This is a genomic window from Parviterribacter kavangonensis (assembly GCF_056863335.1).
Map to the genome: position 1 here is coordinate 947591 of NZ_JBXPJA010000001.1, position 18935 is coordinate 966525.

The 18935-nt window shown below is 72.5% G+C and carries 23 protein-coding genes; 16 read left to right on the top strand and 7 right to left on the bottom strand.

Annotation, left to right across the window (positions count from 1 at the left end; genetic code table 11):
• Positions 1–117: 117 nt before the first annotated feature.
• From AC1UE4_RS04820 to AC1UE4_RS04845, 6 genes are read left to right on the top strand one after another with little or no spacing between them, the layout of a single operon-like run.
• Positions 118–549: a helix-turn-helix transcriptional regulator gene (locus AC1UE4_RS04820; protein ID WP_482916081.1), complete on the top strand. Its 432-nt coding sequence runs from the start codon at positions 118–120 to the stop codon at positions 547–549.
• Between the two features lie 10 nt (positions 550–559).
• Positions 560–970, top strand: a complete 411-nt coding sequence (locus AC1UE4_RS04825; protein WP_482916082.1) for a VOC family protein — start codon at positions 560–562, stop codon at positions 968–970.
• Complete coding sequence (locus AC1UE4_RS04830) at positions 971–3343, top strand: ATP-binding cassette domain-containing protein (protein WP_482916083.1); 2373 nt, start codon at positions 971–973, stop codon at positions 3341–3343.
• Positions 3336–3716 (top strand): DUF1801 domain-containing protein, encoded by a 381-nt coding sequence (locus AC1UE4_RS04835; RefSeq protein ID WP_482916084.1) that lies wholly within the window; start codon positions 3336–3338, stop codon positions 3714–3716. The genes AC1UE4_RS04830 and AC1UE4_RS04835 overlap by 8 nt, the downstream gene beginning before the upstream one ends.
• Positions 3713–4684 carry a proline racemase family protein gene (locus AC1UE4_RS04840; protein WP_482916085.1) on the top strand — a complete coding sequence of 324 codons (972 nt, stop codon included), beginning with the start codon at positions 3713–3715 and terminating at the stop codon, positions 4682–4684. Before AC1UE4_RS04835 ends, AC1UE4_RS04840 begins: the two co-directional genes overlap by 4 nt.
• Positions 4681–5502, top strand: a complete 822-nt coding sequence (locus AC1UE4_RS04845; protein WP_482916086.1) for an ornithine cyclodeaminase family protein — start codon at positions 4681–4683, stop codon at positions 5500–5502. The genes AC1UE4_RS04840 and AC1UE4_RS04845 overlap by 4 nt, the downstream gene beginning before the upstream one ends.
• Here AC1UE4_RS04845 and AC1UE4_RS04850 read toward each other — a convergent pair.
• Complete coding sequence (locus AC1UE4_RS04850; RefSeq protein ID WP_482916087.1) at positions 5495–6373, bottom strand: LysR family transcriptional regulator; 879 nt, start codon at positions 6371–6373, stop codon at positions 5495–5497. The genes AC1UE4_RS04845 and AC1UE4_RS04850 overlap by 8 nt on opposite strands.
• A 68-nt stretch (positions 6374–6441) precedes the next feature.
• On the opposite strand from AC1UE4_RS04850, the gene AC1UE4_RS04855 reads away from it, so the two are divergent.
• Genes AC1UE4_RS04855 through AC1UE4_RS04865 form a run of 3 tightly spaced genes read left to right on the top strand, consistent with a single transcriptional unit; the run spans position 6442 to position 9025 of the window.
• Positions 6442–7476, top strand: coding sequence for a zinc-dependent alcohol dehydrogenase family protein (locus tag AC1UE4_RS04855; RefSeq protein ID WP_482916088.1), 1035 nt, complete (start codon positions 6442–6444; stop codon positions 7474–7476).
• Positions 7476–7886: a (R)-mandelonitrile lyase gene (locus tag AC1UE4_RS04860; protein WP_482916089.1), complete on the top strand. Its 411-nt coding sequence runs from the start codon at positions 7476–7478 to the stop codon at positions 7884–7886. Before AC1UE4_RS04855 ends, AC1UE4_RS04860 begins: the two co-directional genes overlap by 1 nt.
• A gap of 20 nt (positions 7887–7906) precedes the next feature.
• Positions 7907–9025: a trans-sulfuration enzyme family protein gene (locus AC1UE4_RS04865; protein ID WP_482916090.1), complete on the top strand. Its 1119-nt coding sequence runs from the start codon at positions 7907–7909 to the stop codon at positions 9023–9025.
• On the opposite strand, the gene AC1UE4_RS04870 is transcribed toward AC1UE4_RS04865, so the two are convergent.
• Both AC1UE4_RS04870 and AC1UE4_RS04875 read right to left on the bottom strand, forming a co-directional pair.
• Positions 9012–9329, bottom strand: a complete 318-nt coding sequence (locus AC1UE4_RS04870) for a DMT family transporter (protein ID WP_482916091.1) — start codon at positions 9327–9329, stop codon at positions 9012–9014. The genes AC1UE4_RS04865 and AC1UE4_RS04870 overlap by 14 nt on opposite strands.
• An 85-nt stretch (positions 9330–9414) precedes the next feature.
• Positions 9415–9852 carry a VOC family protein gene (locus AC1UE4_RS04875; RefSeq protein WP_482916092.1) on the bottom strand — a complete coding sequence of 146 codons (438 nt, stop codon included), beginning with the start codon at positions 9850–9852 and terminating at the stop codon, positions 9415–9417.
• 60 nt (positions 9853–9912) lie between these two features.
• Between AC1UE4_RS04875 and AC1UE4_RS04880 the strand changes: the two genes are divergently transcribed.
• From AC1UE4_RS04880 to AC1UE4_RS04900, 5 genes are all read left to right on the top strand, one after another.
• Entirely contained in the window at positions 9913–10263 is a 351-nt protein-coding gene (locus AC1UE4_RS04880; protein WP_482916093.1) for an ArsR/SmtB family transcription factor, read from the top strand.
• Positions 10247–10741, top strand: coding sequence for an SRPBCC family protein (locus tag AC1UE4_RS04885; RefSeq protein ID WP_482916094.1), 495 nt, complete (start codon positions 10247–10249; stop codon positions 10739–10741). The genes AC1UE4_RS04880 and AC1UE4_RS04885 overlap by 17 nt, the downstream gene beginning before the upstream one ends.
• A 30-nt stretch (positions 10742–10771) precedes the next feature.
• Positions 10772–11350 carry a dihydrofolate reductase family protein gene (locus AC1UE4_RS04890; protein WP_482916095.1) on the top strand — a complete coding sequence of 193 codons (579 nt, stop codon included), beginning with the start codon at positions 10772–10774 and terminating at the stop codon, positions 11348–11350.
• Between the two features lie 13 nt (positions 11351–11363).
• Complete coding sequence (locus tag AC1UE4_RS04895; protein WP_482916096.1) at positions 11364–11996, top strand: dihydrofolate reductase family protein; 633 nt, start codon at positions 11364–11366, stop codon at positions 11994–11996.
• Positions 11997–12065: 69 nt separating this feature from the next.
• Positions 12066–13325 carry a PP2C family protein-serine/threonine phosphatase gene (locus AC1UE4_RS04900; RefSeq protein WP_482916097.1) on the top strand — a complete coding sequence of 420 codons (1260 nt, stop codon included), beginning with the start codon at positions 12066–12068 and terminating at the stop codon, positions 13323–13325.
• Positions 13326–13343: 18 nt separating this feature from the next.
• Here AC1UE4_RS04900 and AC1UE4_RS04905 read toward each other — a convergent pair whose 3' ends face one another.
• Together AC1UE4_RS04905 and AC1UE4_RS04910 are read right to left on the bottom strand one after the other, a co-directional pair.
• Complete coding sequence (locus tag AC1UE4_RS04905; RefSeq protein WP_482916098.1) at positions 13344–13610, bottom strand: DUF1905 domain-containing protein; 267 nt, start codon at positions 13608–13610, stop codon at positions 13344–13346.
• 5 nt (positions 13611–13615) lie between these two features.
• Positions 13616–14836 (bottom strand): thrombospondin type 3 repeat-containing protein, encoded by a 1221-nt coding sequence (locus AC1UE4_RS04910; RefSeq protein ID WP_482916099.1) that lies wholly within the window; start codon positions 14834–14836, stop codon positions 13616–13618.
• A 69-nt stretch (positions 14837–14905) separates the two neighbouring features.
• Between AC1UE4_RS04910 and AC1UE4_RS04915 the strand changes: the two genes are divergently transcribed.
• Positions 14906–16783 (top strand): AAA domain-containing protein, encoded by a 1878-nt coding sequence (locus tag AC1UE4_RS04915; RefSeq protein WP_482916100.1) that lies wholly within the window; start codon positions 14906–14908, stop codon positions 16781–16783.
• On the opposite strand, the gene AC1UE4_RS04920 is transcribed toward AC1UE4_RS04915, so the two are convergent.
• On the bottom strand, positions 16780–18159 hold the full coding sequence (locus AC1UE4_RS04920) for an FAD-dependent monooxygenase (protein WP_482916101.1): 1380 nt from the start codon (positions 18157–18159) through the stop codon (positions 16780–16782). The two genes, AC1UE4_RS04915 and AC1UE4_RS04920, sit on opposite strands and share 4 nt — an antisense overlap.
• A 70-nt stretch (positions 18160–18229) precedes the next feature.
• On the opposite strand from AC1UE4_RS04920, the gene AC1UE4_RS04925 reads away from it, so the two are divergent.
• Entirely contained in the window at positions 18230–18565 is a 336-nt protein-coding gene (locus AC1UE4_RS04925; RefSeq protein WP_482916102.1) for a winged helix-turn-helix transcriptional regulator, read from the top strand.
• Positions 18566–18568: 3 nt separating this feature from the next.
• On the opposite strand, the gene AC1UE4_RS04930 is transcribed toward AC1UE4_RS04925, so the two are convergent.
• Positions 18569–18886 carry a hypothetical protein gene (locus AC1UE4_RS04930; protein ID WP_482916103.1) on the bottom strand — a complete coding sequence of 106 codons (318 nt, stop codon included), beginning with the start codon at positions 18884–18886 and terminating at the stop codon, positions 18569–18571.
• Positions 18887–18935 lie beyond the last annotated feature (49 nt).

An 18935-nucleotide genomic window follows, 5' to 3' on the forward strand; every position in this document is an offset into this window, starting at 1 on the left:
AAGCCGCCGGGCCAGAAGCGACCCGGGACTCTCCTCCTCCCAATGCGATCTAGCCAGCGGGCCCGCCTAGTGCGGGCCCGTCTGCTTTCGGGGGGAGCCGTCTGGCACGATCGCACCATGACGAGCTCACAGCGCCTGAACGACCTCGCGCTGCTGCGCCGCGTCCGCGACCGGATCGACCGCGAGTACGCGCAGCCGCTCGACGTCGAGGCGCTCGCACGCGGCGTGCACATGTCGGCGGGGCATCTGAGCCGGCAGTTCAAGCTCGCGTACGGGGAGTCGCCGTACAGCTACCTCATGACGCGCCGCATCGAGCGCGCGATGGCGCTGCTCCGGCGCGGCGACCTCAGCGTCACCGAGGTGTGCTTCGAGGTGGGCTGCGCGTCGCTCGGGACGTTCACGACGCGGTTCACCGAGCTCGTCGGCATGCCACCCGGCGCGTATCGCCGCAAGCAGGCGGGCGCCACAGACGGGATGGCGCCGTGCGTCGCCAAGCAGGTCACGAGACCGATCAGGAATCGAGAAGCGCGGGCCCCGGCCGCGACGTAGCTTGACCGCCATGGACATCTCGATCTACCAGGCCATGCTCCCGCAGAGCGATCCGGAAGCCTCGCTCGCGTTCTACCGCGACGTGCTCGGCTTCGAGGTCCGCAACGACGTCGGCTTCCAGGGGATGCGGTGGATCACCGTCGGCCCGCCCGATCAGCCCGGCACGTCGATCGTGCTCTACCCGCCGCACGCCACGCCCGGCATCACCGAGGACGAGCAGCGCACGATCGCCGAGATGATGGCCAAGGGGACGTTCGCGAGCATCAACCTCGCCACCCACGACGTCGACGGCACCTTCGAGCGCATCCAGGCGAGCGACGCCGAGGTCGTGCAGGAGCCCACCGACCAGCCCTACGGCATCCGGGACTGCGCGTTCCGCGACCCGGCCGGCAACCTGCTCCGCATCCAAGAGCTGCGCTGAATGGCGACGGACCACGCCGCCGACAGCCACGAGCGGATCCGCGTCGTCGGGGCGCGGGTGAACAACCTCAAGGACGTCGGCGTCGAGCTGCCGAAGCGGCGGCTGACGGTGTTCACCGGGGTGTCGGGGTCGGGTAAGAGCTCGCTCGTCTTCGGCACCATCGCCGCGGAGTCGCAGCGGCTCATCAACGAGACCTACAGCGCGTTCGTCCAGGGCTTCATGCCGACGGTCTCGCGCCCGGAGGTCGACCTGCTCGACGGCCTGACGCCGGCGATCGTCGTCGACCAGGAGCGCATGGGCGCCGACCCCCGTTCCACGGTCGGCACCGCGACGGACGCCAACGCGCTGCTGCGGATCCTCTTCAGCCGGTTGGGCGACCCGCACATCGGACCGCCGAGTGCCTACGCCTTCAACGTCCCCTCGGTGCGTGCGACCGGCGGGATCACCGTCGAGAAGGGCAACCGCCGGACGGTCAAGGCGACGTACACGCGGACCGGCGGCATGTGCCCGCGCTGCGAGGGCCGCGGCGCCGTCAGCGACATCGACCTGACGCAGCTCTACGACGAGAGCAAGTCGCTCAACGAGGGCGCGATCACGATCCCCGGCTACTCGATGGACGGCTGGTACGGGCGGATCTTCCGCGGCTGCGGCTTCTTCGATCCCGACAAGCCAATCGCGAAGTACAACAAGCGCGAGCTCGGCGATCTGCTGCACAAGGAGCCGACGAAGATCCAGGTCGACGGGATCAACCTCACGTACGAGGGGCTGATCCCGAAGATGCAGAAGTCGATGCTCTCCAAGGACGTCGACGCGCTGCAGTCGCACGTGCGGGCGTTCGTCGAGCGGGCGGTGACGTTCCAGACTTGCCCCGAGTGCGAGGGGACGCGGCTGAGCGAGGGCGCCCGGTCGTCGAAGATCGCCGGCGTGAGCATCGCCGACGCGTGCGCGATGCAGATCAGCGAGCTGGCCGCGTGGGTGGGGAAGCTGGACGAGCCGTCGGTCGCGCCGCTGCTGTCGGCGCTGCGCGAGCAGCTCGAGTCGTTCGTCGAGATCGGGCTCGGCTACCTGTCGCTGGATCGCCCGACGGGCACGCTGTCGGGCGGCGAGGCGCAGCGGACGAAGATGATCCGGCAGCTCGGCTCGTCGCTGACCGACGTCACGTACGTGTTCGACGAGCCGACGATCGGGCTGCACCCGCACGACGTGCAGCGCATGAACGAGCTGCTGCTGCAGCTGCGCGACAAGGGCAACACGGTGCTCGTCGTCGAGCACGAGCCGGAGACCATCGCCGTCGCCGACCACGTCGTCGACCTCGGCCCGCTCGCCGGTGCCGGCGGTGGCGAGGTGGTCTTCGAGGGCACCGTCCCCGGGCTGCGGTCCTCCGGCACCCTGACCGGCCGGCACCTCGACGATCGCGCCTCCTTCAAGGAGGCGGTCCGTCCGTGGTCCGACGTGCTCGAGGTGCGCGGCGCCTCCCTGCACAACCTGCGGGACGTCGACGTCGACATCCCGCTCGGCGTGCTCGTCGTCGTCACCGGTGTGGCGGGGTCGGGGAAGAGCTCGCTGATCGCCGGGTCCGTGTCCGGGCGCGACGGCGTCGTCACCGTCGACCAGAGCGCCATCCGCGGGTCGCGCCGCAGCAACCCCGCGACGTACACCGGCGTCCTCGAGCCGATCCGCAAGGCGTTCGCGAAGGCCAACGGCGTCAAGCCGGCGCTGTTCAGCGCGAACTCGGAGGGCGCGTGCCCGACCTGCAACGGCGCCGGCGTCGTCTACACCGACCTGGCGATGATGGCCGGCGTCGCGTCGACGTGCGAGGAGTGCGGGGGCAAGCGCTTCCAGGCGTCGGTGCTCGAGTACCAGCTCGGCGGGCGCGACATCAGCGAGGTGCTCGCGATGCCGGTCGCGGAGGCCCTGGCGTTCTTCGGCGCCGACGGCGCGGCGCCGGTGCCCGCGGCGGTGAAGGTGCTCGAGCGGCTCGCCGACGTCGGCCTCGGCTACTTGACGCTCGGCCAGCCGCTGACGACGCTGTCCGGCGGCGAGCGCCAGCGGCTGAAGCTGGCGGTGCACATGGGCGAGAAGGGCAGCGTCTTCGTGCTGGACGAGCCGACGGTCGGCCTGCATCTCGCCGACGTCGAGCAGCTGCTGGCCCTGCTGGACCGGCTGGTCGACGGCGGCAAGTCGGTCATCGTCATCGAGCACAACCAGGCCGTCATGGCGCACGCCGACTGGATCATCGACCTCGGCCCGGGGGCGGGGCAGGACGGGGGACGGGTCGTCTTCACCGGGACGCCCGGGGACCTCGTCGCCGACCGGCCGACGTTGACCGGCGAGCACCTCGCGGCGTACGTGGAAGGAGAACGCGATGGATGACGCATCCCGCAAGATCGACGAGCGGATCGCCGAGCTGGACGACTGGCGCGGAGCGACGCTCGCGGAGGTGCGGGCGATCATCCGCGACGCGGATCCGGAGATCGTCGAGGAATGGAAGTGGGCGAAGGCGACGAGCCCCGGCACGCCGGTGTGGTCCCACGACGGGATCGTCTGCACGGGCGAGACGTACAAGAGCGTCGTCAAGCTGACCTTCATGAAGGGCGCGTCGCTCGACGATCCCGTGGGCCTGTTCAACTCGAGCCTCGAAGGGAAGACGCGCCGGGCGATCGACATCCGCGAGGGCGAGGCGATCGACGCAGCGGCGCTCGGCGAGCTCGTGCGGGCGGCCGTCGCGCTCAACGAACGCGGATGACGATCGAGACGATCGACTACCACACGGCCGGCGAGCCCTTCCGGATCGTCGTCAGCGACGTCGGCGAGATCGCGGGCGCGGCGGTGGTCGAGCGGCGCGAGAGCGCTTCGGGGTCGGACGAGATCGACCGCGTCCGCCGGCTGCTCTGCCACGAGCCCCGCGGCCACGCCGACATGTACGGTTGCTTCGTCGTGCCGCCGGACGACGACGGCGCCGACTTCGGCGTGCTGTTCTGGCACAAGGACGGCTACTCGACCGCGTGCGGGCACGGGACGATCGCCCTCGGTGCGTGGGCCGTCGAGACCGGCCGCGTCGGCGCGCCTGCCGACGGAGAGGTCGACGTCGTGATCGACGTCCCGTCCGGCCGCGTCACCGCGCGCGTCCGGTGCGCCGGCGGCGTCGTCGAGGAGGTCGCGTTCGTCAACGTCCCCGCGCGCGTGATCGCGCGCGACGTCACCGCAGCCGAGGTGAAGGCGGACGTTGCGTGGGGCGGCGCGTTCTACGCGTTCGTTCCCGCGGAGGCCTTCGGCTTGCGCGTCGTGCCGGACGTTCTTCCCCGGCTCATCTCCGCCGGGCGCGCCGTCAAGGGGGCGCTCGACGGCACGGAGGTCTCGCGGCATCCCACCGACGACCGCCTGTCCGGGATCTACGGGACGGTGCTGACGGAGCGGGTCGGCCCGCGCCATCACCGCAACGTCGCGATCTTCGCCGACGGCGAGGTCGACCGGTCGCCGACGGGCTCGGCGACGTCGGCCCGGACCGCGCTGCTGCTGGCCGACGGCGAGATCGGCGCCGGCGACGAGTGGCGAAACGACTCGATCGCCGGCACGACGTTCCGCGCTCGGGCGATCGGAGAGAGCGCGGAAGGGGTGCTCACCGAGGTCGCCGGAACGGCGTTCCGCACCGGCGAGCACCGCTTCGTCCTCGACCCGCGCGACGACCTCGGGACGGGCTTCGTCCTGCGGTGAACGACCTCCCGTTCGTCGACGCCCGCAGTCTCGGCGTCTCCGCCGCGGCTGACGCGCTCGAAGCGGCGCTCGCCGCGGGGCTCGACCCGGAGTCCGACCCGCCGCGCATCAGCCTCCCGGTGGGGAACGGGGAACTGCTCGTCATGCCGTCCGCGACGGCGACGCACGGCGTGGTCAAGCTCGTCAGCATCGGCGGCGACCCGCGCATCCAGGGCGTCTGCGTCGTCTTCAACGCGCGCACGCTCGCGCCGGTCGCCTTGGTCGACGGAGTCGCGCTCACGAACCTCCGAACGCCGGCGGTCTCGCTCGTCGCCGCCCGCCGGCTCGCCCCACCGGGCGCCCGGCGGCTCGTCGTCTTCGGCCGCGGTCCCCAGGCCCGCGCTCACGCCGAGGCGATCGCCGAGGTCCGCGCGATACAGGAGACGACCGTCTTCGGCCGCGATGCGCTGCCGGACGAGGTCGACGCCGCGGTGGGGGAGGCCGACGTGATCTGCTGCGCCACGACCGCGAGAGAGCCGCTCTTCGACGGCTCCCGCGTGAAGGACGACGCGCTCGTCATCGCCGTCGGCTCCCACGAACCCGGCGCCCGCGAGGTGGACGATCACCTCGTCATCCGGGCGACCGTCGTCGTCGAGTCCCGCACGTCGGCACTGCGTGAAGCCGGCGACGTCATCGCGGCCGGCCTGGCAGGGGACCAGCTCACCACGCTCGCCGAGCTCGTCGCGGGAACCGAGGTCCCCGCCCGCCGCCCCCGCTTCTTCAAGTCGACCGGCATGAGCTGGGAGGACGCCGTGGTCGCCAGCGCGCTCGTCACCTGAACTGCTCGGCGGCGTCCCGGAGGGCGTCGAGGACGTCGCCCGCGTGGCGGTGCCGGTCGCCCGGTGGAAGGAGCGCGTAGATGTCGCGGTGGCGCATCGGACCATCGACCGGGCGGACGACGACATCGCCGTAGTCGTCCGCGAGGAGGCTCGGGACCCACCCGACGCCCAGGCCGCGCTCGATCATCGCGCGCGCCGCGAACGTCTCCTGCGTGATCGCGACGACGCGCGGCTCGAAGCCGGCTTCGCGGCACGCGTTCACGAGGAAGCCCTCCATCGACGGCAGGATCCAGTCGTCGTCCGCGAGCTGCGACAGCGCGAGCGGCCCATCGTCGTGGGCGAGCCGATGGCCGGGCGGCAGGCCGACGAGGAACGTCTCGCGCGCGAGGTCGATCCGCTCGGCGCCATTGATCTCGCGCCGCTCGACGGTGGCGTCCTGGTAGCCGAGGGCGATGTCGAACTCGCCGCTCAGCAGCCGCGGCTCGAGGGATCGGGGCGTGACTTCGCTCAACCGCACCCGGACCCCTGTCTGCAGCGCGGCGAGCGCCGCCGGGACGAGGCCGGCCAGCGACGTCGGGAACGCTCCGAGGCGGATCTCGCCGCGGTGCTCGTCGGCGAGCGCGGCGATCTGCTTCTCGGCGAGCTCGAGTCGCCAGGCGACGTGGTCGGCGTGCTCGAGCAGCACCTCGCCGGCACGGGTCAGCCGAACGCCGCGCCGGCCGCGCTCGAGCAGCCGCACGCCGACCTCGGTCTCGAGCAGGGCCACCTGGCTCGACACGGAGGGCTGCGAGAGCGAGAGCCGCCGCGCGGCGAGGGAGAACGAGCGCTCGTGCGCGACCGTCCGGAAGGTGAGCAGGCGGCGCGGATCCATAGGCACAGCCAATGCTAGTTCAACAACTGGCATTTGAAGCTATGGCACGAGCGTCGCACAGTAGGACGATGCGAGCCACCTTCATGTACGAAGCCGGCGACGTGCGCGTCGTCGACGCTCCCGACCCGGCGATCGAGCAACCGACCGACGCCGTCGTGCGCGTCACGCGCGCGTGCATCTGCGGCAGCGACCTCTGGCCGTACGCGTCGATGGAGAACTCGGAGGCCGGCCAGTCGATGGGTCACGAGGCGATCGGGGTCGTCGAGGACGTCGGTTCGGACGTCCGGACGATCAAGCGCGGCGACGTCGTGGTGATGCCGTTCGCCTTCTCCGACGGCACCTGCTCGTTCTGCCATGAGGGCCTGCCGACGGCGTGCGTGCACGTCGGCTTCTTCGGCAACCAGGGCATGAACGGCGCGCAGGCCGAGGCGCTGCGCATCCCGTTCGCCGACGGCACGCTGTACCCGCTGCCGGTCGGCGAGGACGACGCGCTCATGCCGTCGCTCCTCACGCTCTCCGATGTCCTGGGCACCGGGCACCACGCCGCGGTCGTCGCGCGCGTGTCCGCCGGCAAGCGCGCCGCGGTCGTCGGCGACGGCGCGGTCGGGCTGTGCGCGGTCATCGCGGCGAAGCGGCTCGGCGCGGAGCAGATCATCATCATGGGTCGCCATCCCGACCGGATCGCGCTGGCGCGCGAGTTCGGCGCGACGGACGTCGTGTCCGAGCGTGGGGAGGAGGGCGTCGCGCGCGTCCGGGAAGTCACCGGCGGCGAGGGCGTCCACTCGGTGCTCGAATGCGTCGGCCACGGCGCGTCGATGGAGACGGCGATCGGCATCGCCCGTCCCGGCGGAGCCGTCGGCCGCGTCGGCGTCCCGCAGCACGCCGAGATCCCCGGCTCGATGCCGGCCTTCTACGGCAACGTCGTCATCGGCGGCGGCCCGGCGCCGGTGCGCGCGTACATCGACGAGCTGCTCCCGGACGTGCTCGAGGGCCGCATCGACCCGGGCAAGGTGTTCGACCGCACCGTCGGCCTGGACGGCGTCCCGGACGGGTACCGCGCGATGGCCGACCGCGAGTCGATCAAGGTGATGGTGACCCCCTGATGCAGATCACGCGCAGCAGCACCGAGACGCAGAAGGGCCCGGCGGACTGGTTCACCGGCGACGTCTACATCGACGCCGTTGCCGCGCCCGCCGGGACGTCGACGTTCGCCGCCGCGCTCGTGCACTTCACGCCCGGCGCCCGCACGGCGTGGCACACGCACCCGCACGGCCAGACGATCTTCGTCACCGAGGGCGTCGGGCTGTGCCAGCGCGAGGGCGGGCCGATCGAGGTCATCCGTCCCGGTGACCGCGTGTTCTTCGAGCCCGGCGAGAACCACTGGCACGGCGCCGCGCCGGACCGCTTCATGGTCCACCTCGCGATGCAGCAGAACGACGAGACCGGCGGGGTGGGCGGGATGGTGTCCTGGGGCGAGCACGTCAGCGAGGAGCAGTACGGCGCCGCGCGCTGACCGCCGATACGGTCATCGCGATGACCGGATCGAACCTGCGCCCCGAGTCCGCGGTGATCGCGCTCGGGCGGCCGCCCTCCGTTCCCGACGCCGCGCTGAACGTGCCGATCTCGCCGGCGTCGGCGCTGCAGGCCGGCGGCCCGTCGGGCTACGCGCGCGACGGCCATGGGCCGTGGGAAGCGCTCGAGGAGGTGCTCGGGGCGCTGGAAGGCGGGGAGGCGGTGACGTTCTCGTCGGGGATGGCGGCGGCGGCCGCCGCGATGCGCTTGTTCGACGCGAACCCGGTCGTCGTCGCGCCGCAGGTCGCCTACACGGACGTCCGCCTGACGCTGCGCGAGATGCAGGACGCCGGGCGGGCCGAGGTGCGTTGGGTCGACGTCACCGACACGGAGGCGGTGCTCGCCGCGTGCGAGGGCGCGACCGTCCTGTGGGTCGAATCGCCGAGCAATCCGCTGCTGGGCATCGCCGACCTGCCGCGCCTGTGCGCCGCGGCCCGCGGGCGCGGCGTGCTCACCATCGTCGACAGCACGTTCGCGACGCCGCTGCTGCAGCGGCCGCTCGACCTCGGCGCCGACGTGGTGGTCCACAGCGCGACGAAGGCGATCGGCGGCCACTCCGATCTGCTGCTCGGTGTCGCGATCGTCCGCGACGACGCCCATCTGCGGGCGCTGCGCACCGCGCGTCAGCTGGGCGGCGCGACGCCGGGCGCGCTGGAGACCTACCTGTGCCTCCGCGGCCTGCGCACGCTGCCGCTGCGCCTCGAGCGCTCGCAGCACAACGCCGCGATCCTCGCGGAGCGGCTCAGCGAGCATCCCGAGGTCATCGAGGTCCGGTATCCGGGGCTCTCCTCGCACCCTCAGCACGAGCGTGCGCGAGAGCTGCTCGCCGGCAGCGGGTTCATGTTGACCTTCCGGGTGAGCGGCGGCGCCGCGCGCGCCGACGCGCTCGTCGAGAGCGTGCGCGTCCTGACGCATGCCACGAGCCTCGGCGGCGTCGAGACGACGCTCGAGCGGCGCGCCCGCTACCCGGCTGAGCGCGAGTTCGTGCCCGAGGACCTCCTGCGGGTGAGCGTTGGCTGCGAGCACGTCGAGGACCTCTGGGAGGACCTGGACCGCGCGCTCGCGGCTAGTGCCCCGTGAAGCCGAGCCCGACGACGCCCACCGCGATCAGGCCGATGAACAGCACGCGGGCCGGCGCCATCGCGTCACCGAGCAGGACGATGCCGGCGATCGCGGCGCCGACGGCGCCGATCCCGGTCCAGACCGCGTAGCCGGTTCCCACGGGCACGGTCCGCAGCGCCTGTGCGAGCAAGGCCATGCTCGCGACGAGGCCGAGACCGAAGACGGCGGTGGGCAGCGGGCGCGAGAAGCCATCCGACTGCTTGAGGGCGATCGCCCACACGACCTCGAGGGCGCCGGCGGTGACGAGCAGGATCCAAGCCATGGTGGCCTCCCGTGCACGCCGTCGTCGGTCCGGGTACGGCGCGCGCTCTCGTCCGGTCGTCACCGCAGCGGTGACGACGATCAAGCTAGCCGATCTTCTGCGCCAGCTCGACGATGATCCCGGCCGGGCCGCGGACGTAGCAGAGCCAGTAGCTGTCGTCGTAGTTGACGAGCTCGCCCACGAGCTCGGCGCCGCGCTCGCGGAGGCGGGCGAGCGTGGCCTCGATGTCGTCGACGGCGAACGTGACGTGGCGCAGGCCGGGGACGTTCGCCGCGTCCTCCGCCACGGCGCCGCCGTGGGCCGGCGACTTGAACTTGATGAGCTCGAGCCCGGTCCCGTCCGGCGCGCGGACGAACGCGAACTCGGTGCGGACGCCGTCGAGCCCGAGCAGGCGGTCGACCCGCTCGTCGTCGCCGATCGACATCTCGCCTTCCAGCTCGAGCCCCAGCGCGACGAAGAACTCGATCGCCGCGGGGAGGTCGTCGACGATGACGCCGACGTGGTCCATCCGCTGAACAGCCATGGGCGGATCCTAAGCGGCCCGGCTTGACACATGCCCATATAGGAATGTAAGGTGTCCGCCATGGCCCGAGCAGCCACCACGACCGACGCGTTCAACGCGATAGGGGAGCCCCGGCGGCGAGAGATCGTCGAGCTCCTCGCCGCGGGCGAGCGGTCGGTCTCCGACCTGGTCGACGCGCTCGGGCTCGCCCAGCCGCAGGTGTCCAAGCACCTGCGCGTGCTCCGGGACGTGGAGCTGGTGGAGGTGCGCGACGAGGGGCGGCAACGGCTGTACCGCCTCAACGGTCCCGCGCTCAAGCCGGTCCACGACTGGGTCAAGGGCTTCGAGGCGCTCTGGTCGGCGCGCTTCGAGCTGCTGGACGACGTCCTGGAAGACCTCAAGAAGGAGCAGGGAGATGTCAGTGGCAAGTAGCGGCACGGCGAAGGTCACGCTTCCGGCCGACGACCAGATCCTCATCGAGCGCGAGTTCGCGGCGCCGGCGCACCTGGTCTGGCGCGCGGTCACGGAGCCCGAGCTGGTGCGCCGGTGGTGGCATGCCGGCCGCGGTGAGATGACCGCCTGCGAGATCGACCTGCGTGTCGGCGGCGCCTGGCGGTACGCGATGCGGCCGCAGGGCGGCGAGGAGTTCGCGTTCTACGGCGAGTTCCTCGAGATCGTGCCCGGGGAGAAGATCGTCCAGACCGAGACGTTCGCGCCGTTCCCGGACGCGGCGTCGACGAACACGATGACGCTCGTCGAGCGCGACGGCGCGACGCTGCTTCGCACGCTCGTTCAGCACCAGGCCCCCGAGCACCGCGACATGCATGTCAACTCCGGCATGGAAGCTGGCCTGCAGGACGCGTTCGACCGGCTCGAGCAGGTCGCGATCTCGCTCGAACGGGAGCGATGAGCTCGGGCGGGATCCCGGGTCCTTCCTTCCATGACCGCCACCTACACGTTCGACGTGTTCTCGAGCCTGGACGGCTTCGGCGCCGCCCCGCCGCCGTGGGCCGGCTACTGGGGCAAGCAGGGCCCCGAGCTGCTCGACCACCGCCTCGGCCTCTACGGTGGCGAGCAGCGGATGGTGCTCGGCGCCAACACCTACCGCCTGTTCGCGCGGATGCTGGCGTCGAGCACCGAGGAGTCCGAGGTGCGCGACCCCTGGGTCACGCGGATGCGGGAGCTGCCCGCGACGGTGGTGTCGACGACGCTCGAGGAACCGCTCGACTGGCCGGACGCGACCCTCGTGAGCGGCGACGCCGTCGACGTCGTCGCCCGGCTCAAGGAGGAGTCCGAGGTGCCGCTGCGCTCGCACGGCAGCCTGTCGATGAACCGGGCGCTGATGGCGGCCGGTCTCGTCGACTACGTGCAGGTGACGGTGTTCCCCGTGATCACCGGCCAGACGGGGCTCGACCGCATCTTCGAGGGCGCGGCGGACTTCGACCTCGAGCTCATCGGGCAGCGGACGCTCGACGGCCGCATCGTCGAGCTGATCTACCGGCCGACCCTGCACGGCTGATCGGAGGCGTCCCATGTCACGCACGTACGTCCATCACTTCGCGGTGTCGCTCGACGGCTTCGGCACGGGGGAGGGCCAGACGCGCGACCTGCACTTCGGCCACGCCGGCGAGCGGTTGCACGAGTGGATGTTCAGGACCCGGACGTGGGCGCCGGGCGGCAGCGAGGGCGTCGACGACGTCTTCGTCGCGCGGCACGATCGCGGGATCGGCGCGGAGATCATGGGCGCCGGCAAGTTCGGCCATCCGGGCTGGGAGGACGACCCCGATTGGAAGGGCGCATGGGGCCCGAACCCGCCGTTCCACTCGCCGGTCTTCGTCCTCACCCATCACGCTCCGCGACCGCCGATCGAGATGGAGGGCGGCACGACGTTCCACTTCCTCGACGCCTCGCCGGGCGAGGCGCTCGAGACCGCCCGCGCCGCCGCCGGCGGCAAGGACGTGCGGATCGGCGGCGGGGCGACGGTGATCAGGGAGTTCCTCGCCGCCGGCCTCATCGACCACATGCACGTCGTGGTGGTGCCGATCCTGCTCGGGCGGGGCGTCCGGCTGTGGGACGGGCTCGAGGGCCTCGAGGAGCGCTACACGATCGAGTCCGTCTCGTCACCGAGCGGCGTGACCCACATGACGTTCGCGCGGAACGACTGAGCGAGCGCGCCGCCGAGCGCCCGGCGCTCGTCAGGTTGCGGACACGGACTCCGTGGTATTGCTGCGCACATGCGCGCAGACGACCTCGGGGCCCACGGGACGGCGGTCGGACTCGATGTCGGGGCGTTGCTGGCCGCTGCGGAGGCCGCCGCACCGGTCGAGGCGATCGACGTCGTGGCCGCCGCGCTGAAGGACATGGTGGCCGCGGAGCACGTCAGCTTCCTCATCGCCGACTTCAGCGGGGATGCCCTGATCCGGCTGGGACGCGCCTCCCCGGAGGCCGTCACGCGCCGTTCCGGGTCGGAGAGCGCCGAGCGTGTCCCGCTGGCGGGCACACCGCATGGGCAGGCGCTGCGCCGGCAGGCCGTCGAGGTGGTCGAGGACGGCGGTGGGACGTGGCTCTACGCCCCGGTCACCAGCCGCGGCGAGGCGGTTGGCGTGATCGAGCTGCGCGTCCCGGGCCGGCCCGACGATCAGATGATCGGGCACATCGCGCAGGCGGGCCATGCGCTGGCGTACATCGTGATCGCCAACCGTCGCTACACCGATCTGTTCGAGTGGGGCCAGCGCTCGGTGCCGCTGTCGCTCGCCGCGGAGATCCAGCACCGCCTTCTGCCGGGCTCCTACACCTGCGAGGCCGGGCAGTTCACGCTCGCGGCGTGGCTGGAGCCGGCCGGCAACGTGGGCGGCGACACCTTCGACTTCTCGCTCGGGCGCGACAAGCTGTACCTCTCGATCACGGACGCGATGGGGCACACGGTCAACGCGGCGCTGCTCGCCACGCTGATGATCGGCGCGATCCGCAACGGGCGCCGGCAGAACGCGGATCTGGCCCGGCAGGCGGCCCTCGCCGACGAGGCCCTGGTCACGCACGCGGGCCGCTCGCAGTTCGTCACGGGGCAGATCGCGTGCATCGATCTGACGACCGGCAACGCGTCGATCGTCAACGCGGGACATCCGCCTCCGCTGCGCCTGCGTGACGGCGTCGTCGAGGAGATCCCGCTGAGCGCCGACCCGCCGTTCGGAGCGATCCCCAACAGCACCTACCACGTCCAGCGGCTTCCGTTGGAGCCGGGCGACCGGCTGATGTTCCTCACCGACGGGGTCTTCGAGCGTGACGCCGCCGATGCCGACATCACCCGCGTCTTCGCCACCAGTCGCGCGGACCATCCCCGCGAGGCCGTGCAGCGCCTCATCCAAGCGGCCGTGCAAGCCAGCGGCGGCCAGCTCGAGGACGACGCCACGGCGCTGTGCCTCGACTGGATCGGGGGCCCGCTGCGCGATCGCGAGCAGCGATCGGGCGCCGACGGCCGATCTGCTTCGTCGTGAGGCGCTTCGCGCGGACCGCTAACCGGTCCGCTCGTCGATCCGGACGTGGACGGTGTCGCCCGCTTCCTTGCCGATCGCCTTGCGCAGCGCGGCCCTGACCGGGAGCCGGTGTGTCCCGTCGCCCTGAGCCATCAGCGCGCCGGTGAACGGCTCGCCGTCGATCGCGCCGCGGATCTTCACGAGGCCGCGGGTCCCGAAGAGCTCGGCGACGTCGTCCATCACGACGCACGTCCATGCGCCCGGGTTGTCGCCCTTCTGAAGCTGAGCGTCGAACTCACGCACCATGACGGTCAGCAGGTCCGGTACAGCCGATTCACGGTGCGGGCGCGGGTCCCGCGGCGGACGGTGATCCGCACGCGATGCGTCCCCGGCGAGAGGCGGCGCAGGTCGATGCGCACGCTTCGCTTGGTCACCCGCAAGCGCCGGACGATCCTCGAGCGGCGGACGATCGCCGCGCGGACGACTCGCTCGCCGCGGCGCAGCCCGATCCGGCGGAGCACGAACAGGCGGCGCGTGGTGCACGGCAGCGTCGTCGTCGGCGCCGGTGTCGTCGGGGCGGGGGAAGACGGCGTCGGTGAGGGCGTCGTGGAGGTCCCCGGCGGCGGCGAGGAGGACGGCGCTGGCGTCGCGTCGCACTCGTCGCCGACGCCATCGCCGTCGGCATCGGACTGCGTCGCGTTGGCGGTCGCCGGGCAGTTGTCGCTCGCGTCGGGCACGCCATCGGAGTCGGCGTCGGTGGCTGTGGCGGTGACGGGGCCCGGCTCGCCGTAGATGAAGTCGTCCATGACGACCGAGTCGACGCCGACGTTGCCCGCGGAGAGGATCTGGTTGCCCGCCGTCAACCGCACCCTCGAGACCCGCGCGGTCGGGAACGACACGCCGAGGAAGGACAGCGTCTGGTCGCCGGACGTCGCGGGCACCGCGAACGATCCGAGGCTCTGGTTCTGCGCGTCGAAGACCTGGATGGTGCTCGAGCCCGCGGTGTCGACGTCGGTGAACACCGCGCCGAAGGCGGACGTGAGCGCCGGGGTGGCGCTCCCGGGCACGAAGAAGCTCACGTCGGTGACCGTGCTGCCCCGGGCGACGAAGAGACGCTGCGGCGAGAAGGTCCCGAAGAACCCGGGGTAGGCGGGGTCGATGTTGCCGAACTCGATCGGCGTGGCGGTCGGGTTCGCGCTGCCGGCGCTGACCTCGAAGCCCGTGCCCGGCGTCGAGAAGACGACGCCCCGCGGCGAGTTCACGTTGAAGAAGTCCGCCGGCAACGCGTTCGGCGACGATCGCGCATCAGGAACGCCGTCCCAGTTGATCTCGCGCCGGCCGCCGGCCTGCGAGCCGGCGACGTTCGGGTTCAGCGGCCCGAGCGAGGTCCGGAACCCGTCGACGGTCGGCTGGATCGCAGCGGCGTTCGCGCCCGCCGCCGAATGCACGGTCTGCGCGCCGGCGGGCGCGGCGAGCACCAGCGCCGCGAGCGCGGCGGAGACGCTGCCGACCAGAGCGGCGATCCGTGTCACCGGCCGACACTACCCGAGGCCCGGGGAGAGCGGGTGACGCCGGTCCGTGGGCGATGATGCCGGGCCGCCATGGCCGCCCCGGAGCTCAAGTGGGAGACGATCCACCGCAAGGCGCTGCTGGCCGTCGAGGCGCGGCTGGCCGCGTTCGTGCGTGCGGGTGAGCAGGGCACGCCGCTCACCTCCGACGGCGTGCGGATGCCGGCGCTCGGACGGCGGCTCGAGGTGCCGTCCGGGGAGCGGCGGCGCTGGTACGACCTGCAGTTCTACGCCGTCGACGTCGACCGAGGCGCCGGCGGGCCCGGCGACCGCCACTTGGTCACGTTCCAGCGCGTCGCTCGCGACAAGGCGATCTTCGAGGTGCCGTCGAAGTCCGCCAGGGCGCTGAGCGGAGCCAAGCGCGTGCGGGTGTTCGCGGTCGACGGCGTGCGCGTGCGCCTCGCCGAGGATCTGCGCCGCTCGCTGAAGAACGCGTCGTCGGGGAAGCTCGTCGAGGCGCTGTGGTCCGACCGCAAGCCGCTGGCCCCGGCGCCTCGTAAGCGCAAGGGAGCGGCCGATCTGGATCCGAGCCAGCGCGACGCGCTCGCCGCGCTGACGCGCCGTGGGGCGGCGTTCGTCTGGGGACCTCCGGGGACCGGCAAGACGAAGGTCATCGTCGAGGCGGTGCTCGACGCGCTTGCGAAGGAGCGCACGGTTCTCATCGCGTCGCACACCCACGTCGCGGTGGACAACGTGCTCGAGGGCGTCGTCGCGCGGATGGACGTCGAGCCCGGCGACGTGATCCGGGTGGCCAGTCCGCTCACCGAGGAGAAGGTCTCGCCGCGGGTGGCCGAGCACGACTTCCTGCTCGCGCGCAAGGCGGCGGAGGTGATCACGGGAGCCGCGGAGCGTCGCGACGAGCTCGACGAGCGTGCGGCCGAGGAGGCGCTCTCGCCGGATGACGTCGCGGCGATCGCCGAGGACCGCAAGGAGCTCGACGCCGAGCTGCGCGAGACGCGCGCCGAGCTGCTCGCGGGGGCGAAGGTGGTCGCGTGCACGCTGGCGTCGCTGTGCACGCAGCGCGACGGACGGCGGTTCGACGTCGTCATTCTCGACGAGGCCGCGAGCATCGAGCCGCCGTACGTCGTCGTCGCCGGCTCGCGGGCGGACCGCACGTTCGGGCTCGTCGGCGACTTCCTCCAGAACGCGCCGATCGCGGAGGCCGTCGACGAAGAGGACGACACCGTCGGTGAGCCGTGGCTGTCCGATGACGTGTTCTCGCTCGCGGGCATCACCGATCGGCCGTCGGCCGAGGAGCATCCGCGCTGCGTCGCGCTGCGCCGCCAGTACCGGTTCCCGTCGGTCATCGCCGATCTCGTCAACGGCTTCTGCTACGACGGCCTGCTCGAGAGCGACCGGGCGTCGGATCCGGCCGACGGCGCGGTGGTCACGCTGATCGACACCTCCGCCCTGGAGGAGCGGCGGCTCGTGCAGGCGTTCCCTCAGTCATGGACGAACGACCTCGACCTCGAGCTGTTCGCGATCGTCGGCGGCCGGTTCGCGCGTGAGGGGCGGCACGTCGGTTACATCACCCCGTACAGGGCGCAGGCCGAGCGGGCCCGGGGGATCTCGATGCGGGCCGGCCTCGGCATCGAGTGCGGCACCGCGCACCGCTTCCAGGGCCGCGAGTTCGAGATCGTGGTGCTCGACCTCATGCAGGACGACCGGCCGCGCTGGGCCGCCGCGGCCGACCTGCACGGGTCCGAGCGCCAGGTGTCCGGAGCGAAGCTGCTCAACGTCGCCCTGACTCGCACGCAACAGAAGCTCTACGTGATCGCCGACTGGACCTTCGTCCGCAACCACGGCTCACCGGGCATGCGCGCCCTTGCCGCCCTCGAGGGCCACCCGAGCTTCCGCGTCGTCGATGCCCGGGACGTCCTGCGGTGGGGCCGGGACCAGCACCCTCGCTAGGCGGCGACAGCGGACGCGGCGGCGGCCTCGCGCCCGAGCGGCACGCCATCGGGGCGGACGACCAGCTCGCCGGCACGCCCCAGGCCGAGCGCCCACGCGGCCATGGTGTCCACGCGCCGGACGGCCACGGGCGGCCGGCCGGGGCCGGCGGGGACGTCGGTGCGGGCGGGGGCGCCGGGGGCGAGCAGCACCGTGTAGCCCTCGCCGATGACGTCGAGGGTCGAGACCGGCTCGTCGCCGGGTGCGTTCAGCCACGCGTGCGGCAGCCGGCCGGCGAGGTCGGCGTGCAGTTCGCCGACCGGCGCGCGGCGGGAGCCCATCGGATCGATCGAGCGGTACACGGTGTGCTCGGCGACCGGGCGGCGCGCCGCCTCGTAGTCGTCGAGCAGGTCGTGATCGGCCCAGCCGCGCAGCACCCAGCCCAGGCGCCAGCCGAGCGCGTGCCCGTCCTGGAAGGCGACGTTCAGGCCGGTGCCGCCCCGCGGCGTGGCGCGATGCGCCGCGTCGCCGGCCAGCAGCACCCGGCCCTCGCGGTACCGGTCGGCGATCAGGGCGGCGACGCTCCACTCGCGGACGTCGCCGAGCTCCAGCGGCAGGCCGGGCGCACCGATCGCGTGCGGGATGCGGGCGACGACCTCATCCGGCGGCGTGGCCCAGCTGCCGTACACCCAGCGGTCGCCGCCCGCGGGCACGAAGACGCCTTCGCCGGCCGGGTCGGTGATCGCGTAGACGCCGTGGCGGTGGCGGCCGACGACGTCCCACAGCGGCCCATGGAGCACGAGGCTCGCGGCACGGTCGACCACGCCGGGGCCACGCAGCGCGACGCTGGTCCACGCGCGGACCGCGCTGCGCGCGCCGTCGGCGCCCACCACGTAGCGCGCGCACACGCGGCCGGCGCCGGATCCCTGCAGCTGGACCTCCGCGGCGCCGCGAACCTGGTGCACGCCCGCGACCTCCGTCTCGCTCGCCACCCGAGCGGTCGGCAGCGTGCGCAGGTGGGCGAGCAGCACGCGTTCGAGGTGGTCCTGCGCCACGCACGCGGGCGCGCACGGGCTGAGCAGCGCGGCCTGCGCGCGCGTCGGGTAGCCGGTCGGGTGGGGGATGCCCTCGGCCGCACGCGCGAGCGTCGGCGTCTGGAGCAGGGACCAGTCGACGTCCTCGGCCGCGGCGAGGATCTCGTCCTCGAGGCCCCAGCCGCGCAGGAGCTCCATCGTGCGGGTGCTCAGGACGGTCGCGCGGGGGTGGGCGAGCGGCTCACGGCGGCGGTCGACGACGAGCACGCCGACGCCCTGGCGAGCGAGCGTGACCGCGGCGGCCAGGCCGGCGGGGCCGGCGCCGGCCACGAGGACGGGGACGATGCGGGGAGTCGGGTTCATGCCGCACTTCTACGGCGGGAGGCCTGGCGGTACCCAGCACGGAACCGGTACCGTCGGACCGAGATCGCCCATGGGCGCCACCGCCGACTCCCACCCCGCACGCGGCTGTCCCATCGAGCGGGCCCTGGCTGTGCTCGACGGCCGCTGGTCGACGCTCATCCTGCGCGAGCTCATGGCCGGCGAGAAGCGCTTCGGCGAGCTGCGCGACGCGCTCGGCATCACGAGCCCGAAGACGCTGACGGAGCGACTGCGCATCCTCGAGCATCAGGGCGTCGTGACCCGCACCGTCCACTCCGAGGTGCCGCCGCGCGTCGTCTACGCGCTCACCCCGAAGGGCGAGGGGTTCCGCGACGTCCTCAAGGCGATGGCCGCCTGGGGCGAGCACGACCTCGACCGCTGGACCTAGGGGCTAGAAGAGCGCCGGCACCCGGTCGACCATCTCGACCGCCTCCTCGATCGAGTACGTCGCGTTGATCCGGACGGTGTTCCACTGCATGAGCCCGCTCTCGAGCGCGAAGGTCCTGACCGACTCGATGTCGTCCGCGACGACGACCGCGAGGATGATGTGCTCGGGACCGAAGATCCGGAGCGACTCGATGCCGACGCCGAGGCGGTCGGCCAGCCGCGGGATCTCGCGGGCGCCGGTCTTCAGCAGCTCCCGCGTCTTGGCGTTGGAGGTGGGGCAGAGGTCGGGCGAGTGCTCGGCGATGAGGGCGAACGTGGCCATGGGGGTCTGTGGCTCCTTGGGGATGGGTGATGGAGGAGCCGAGCTTCGG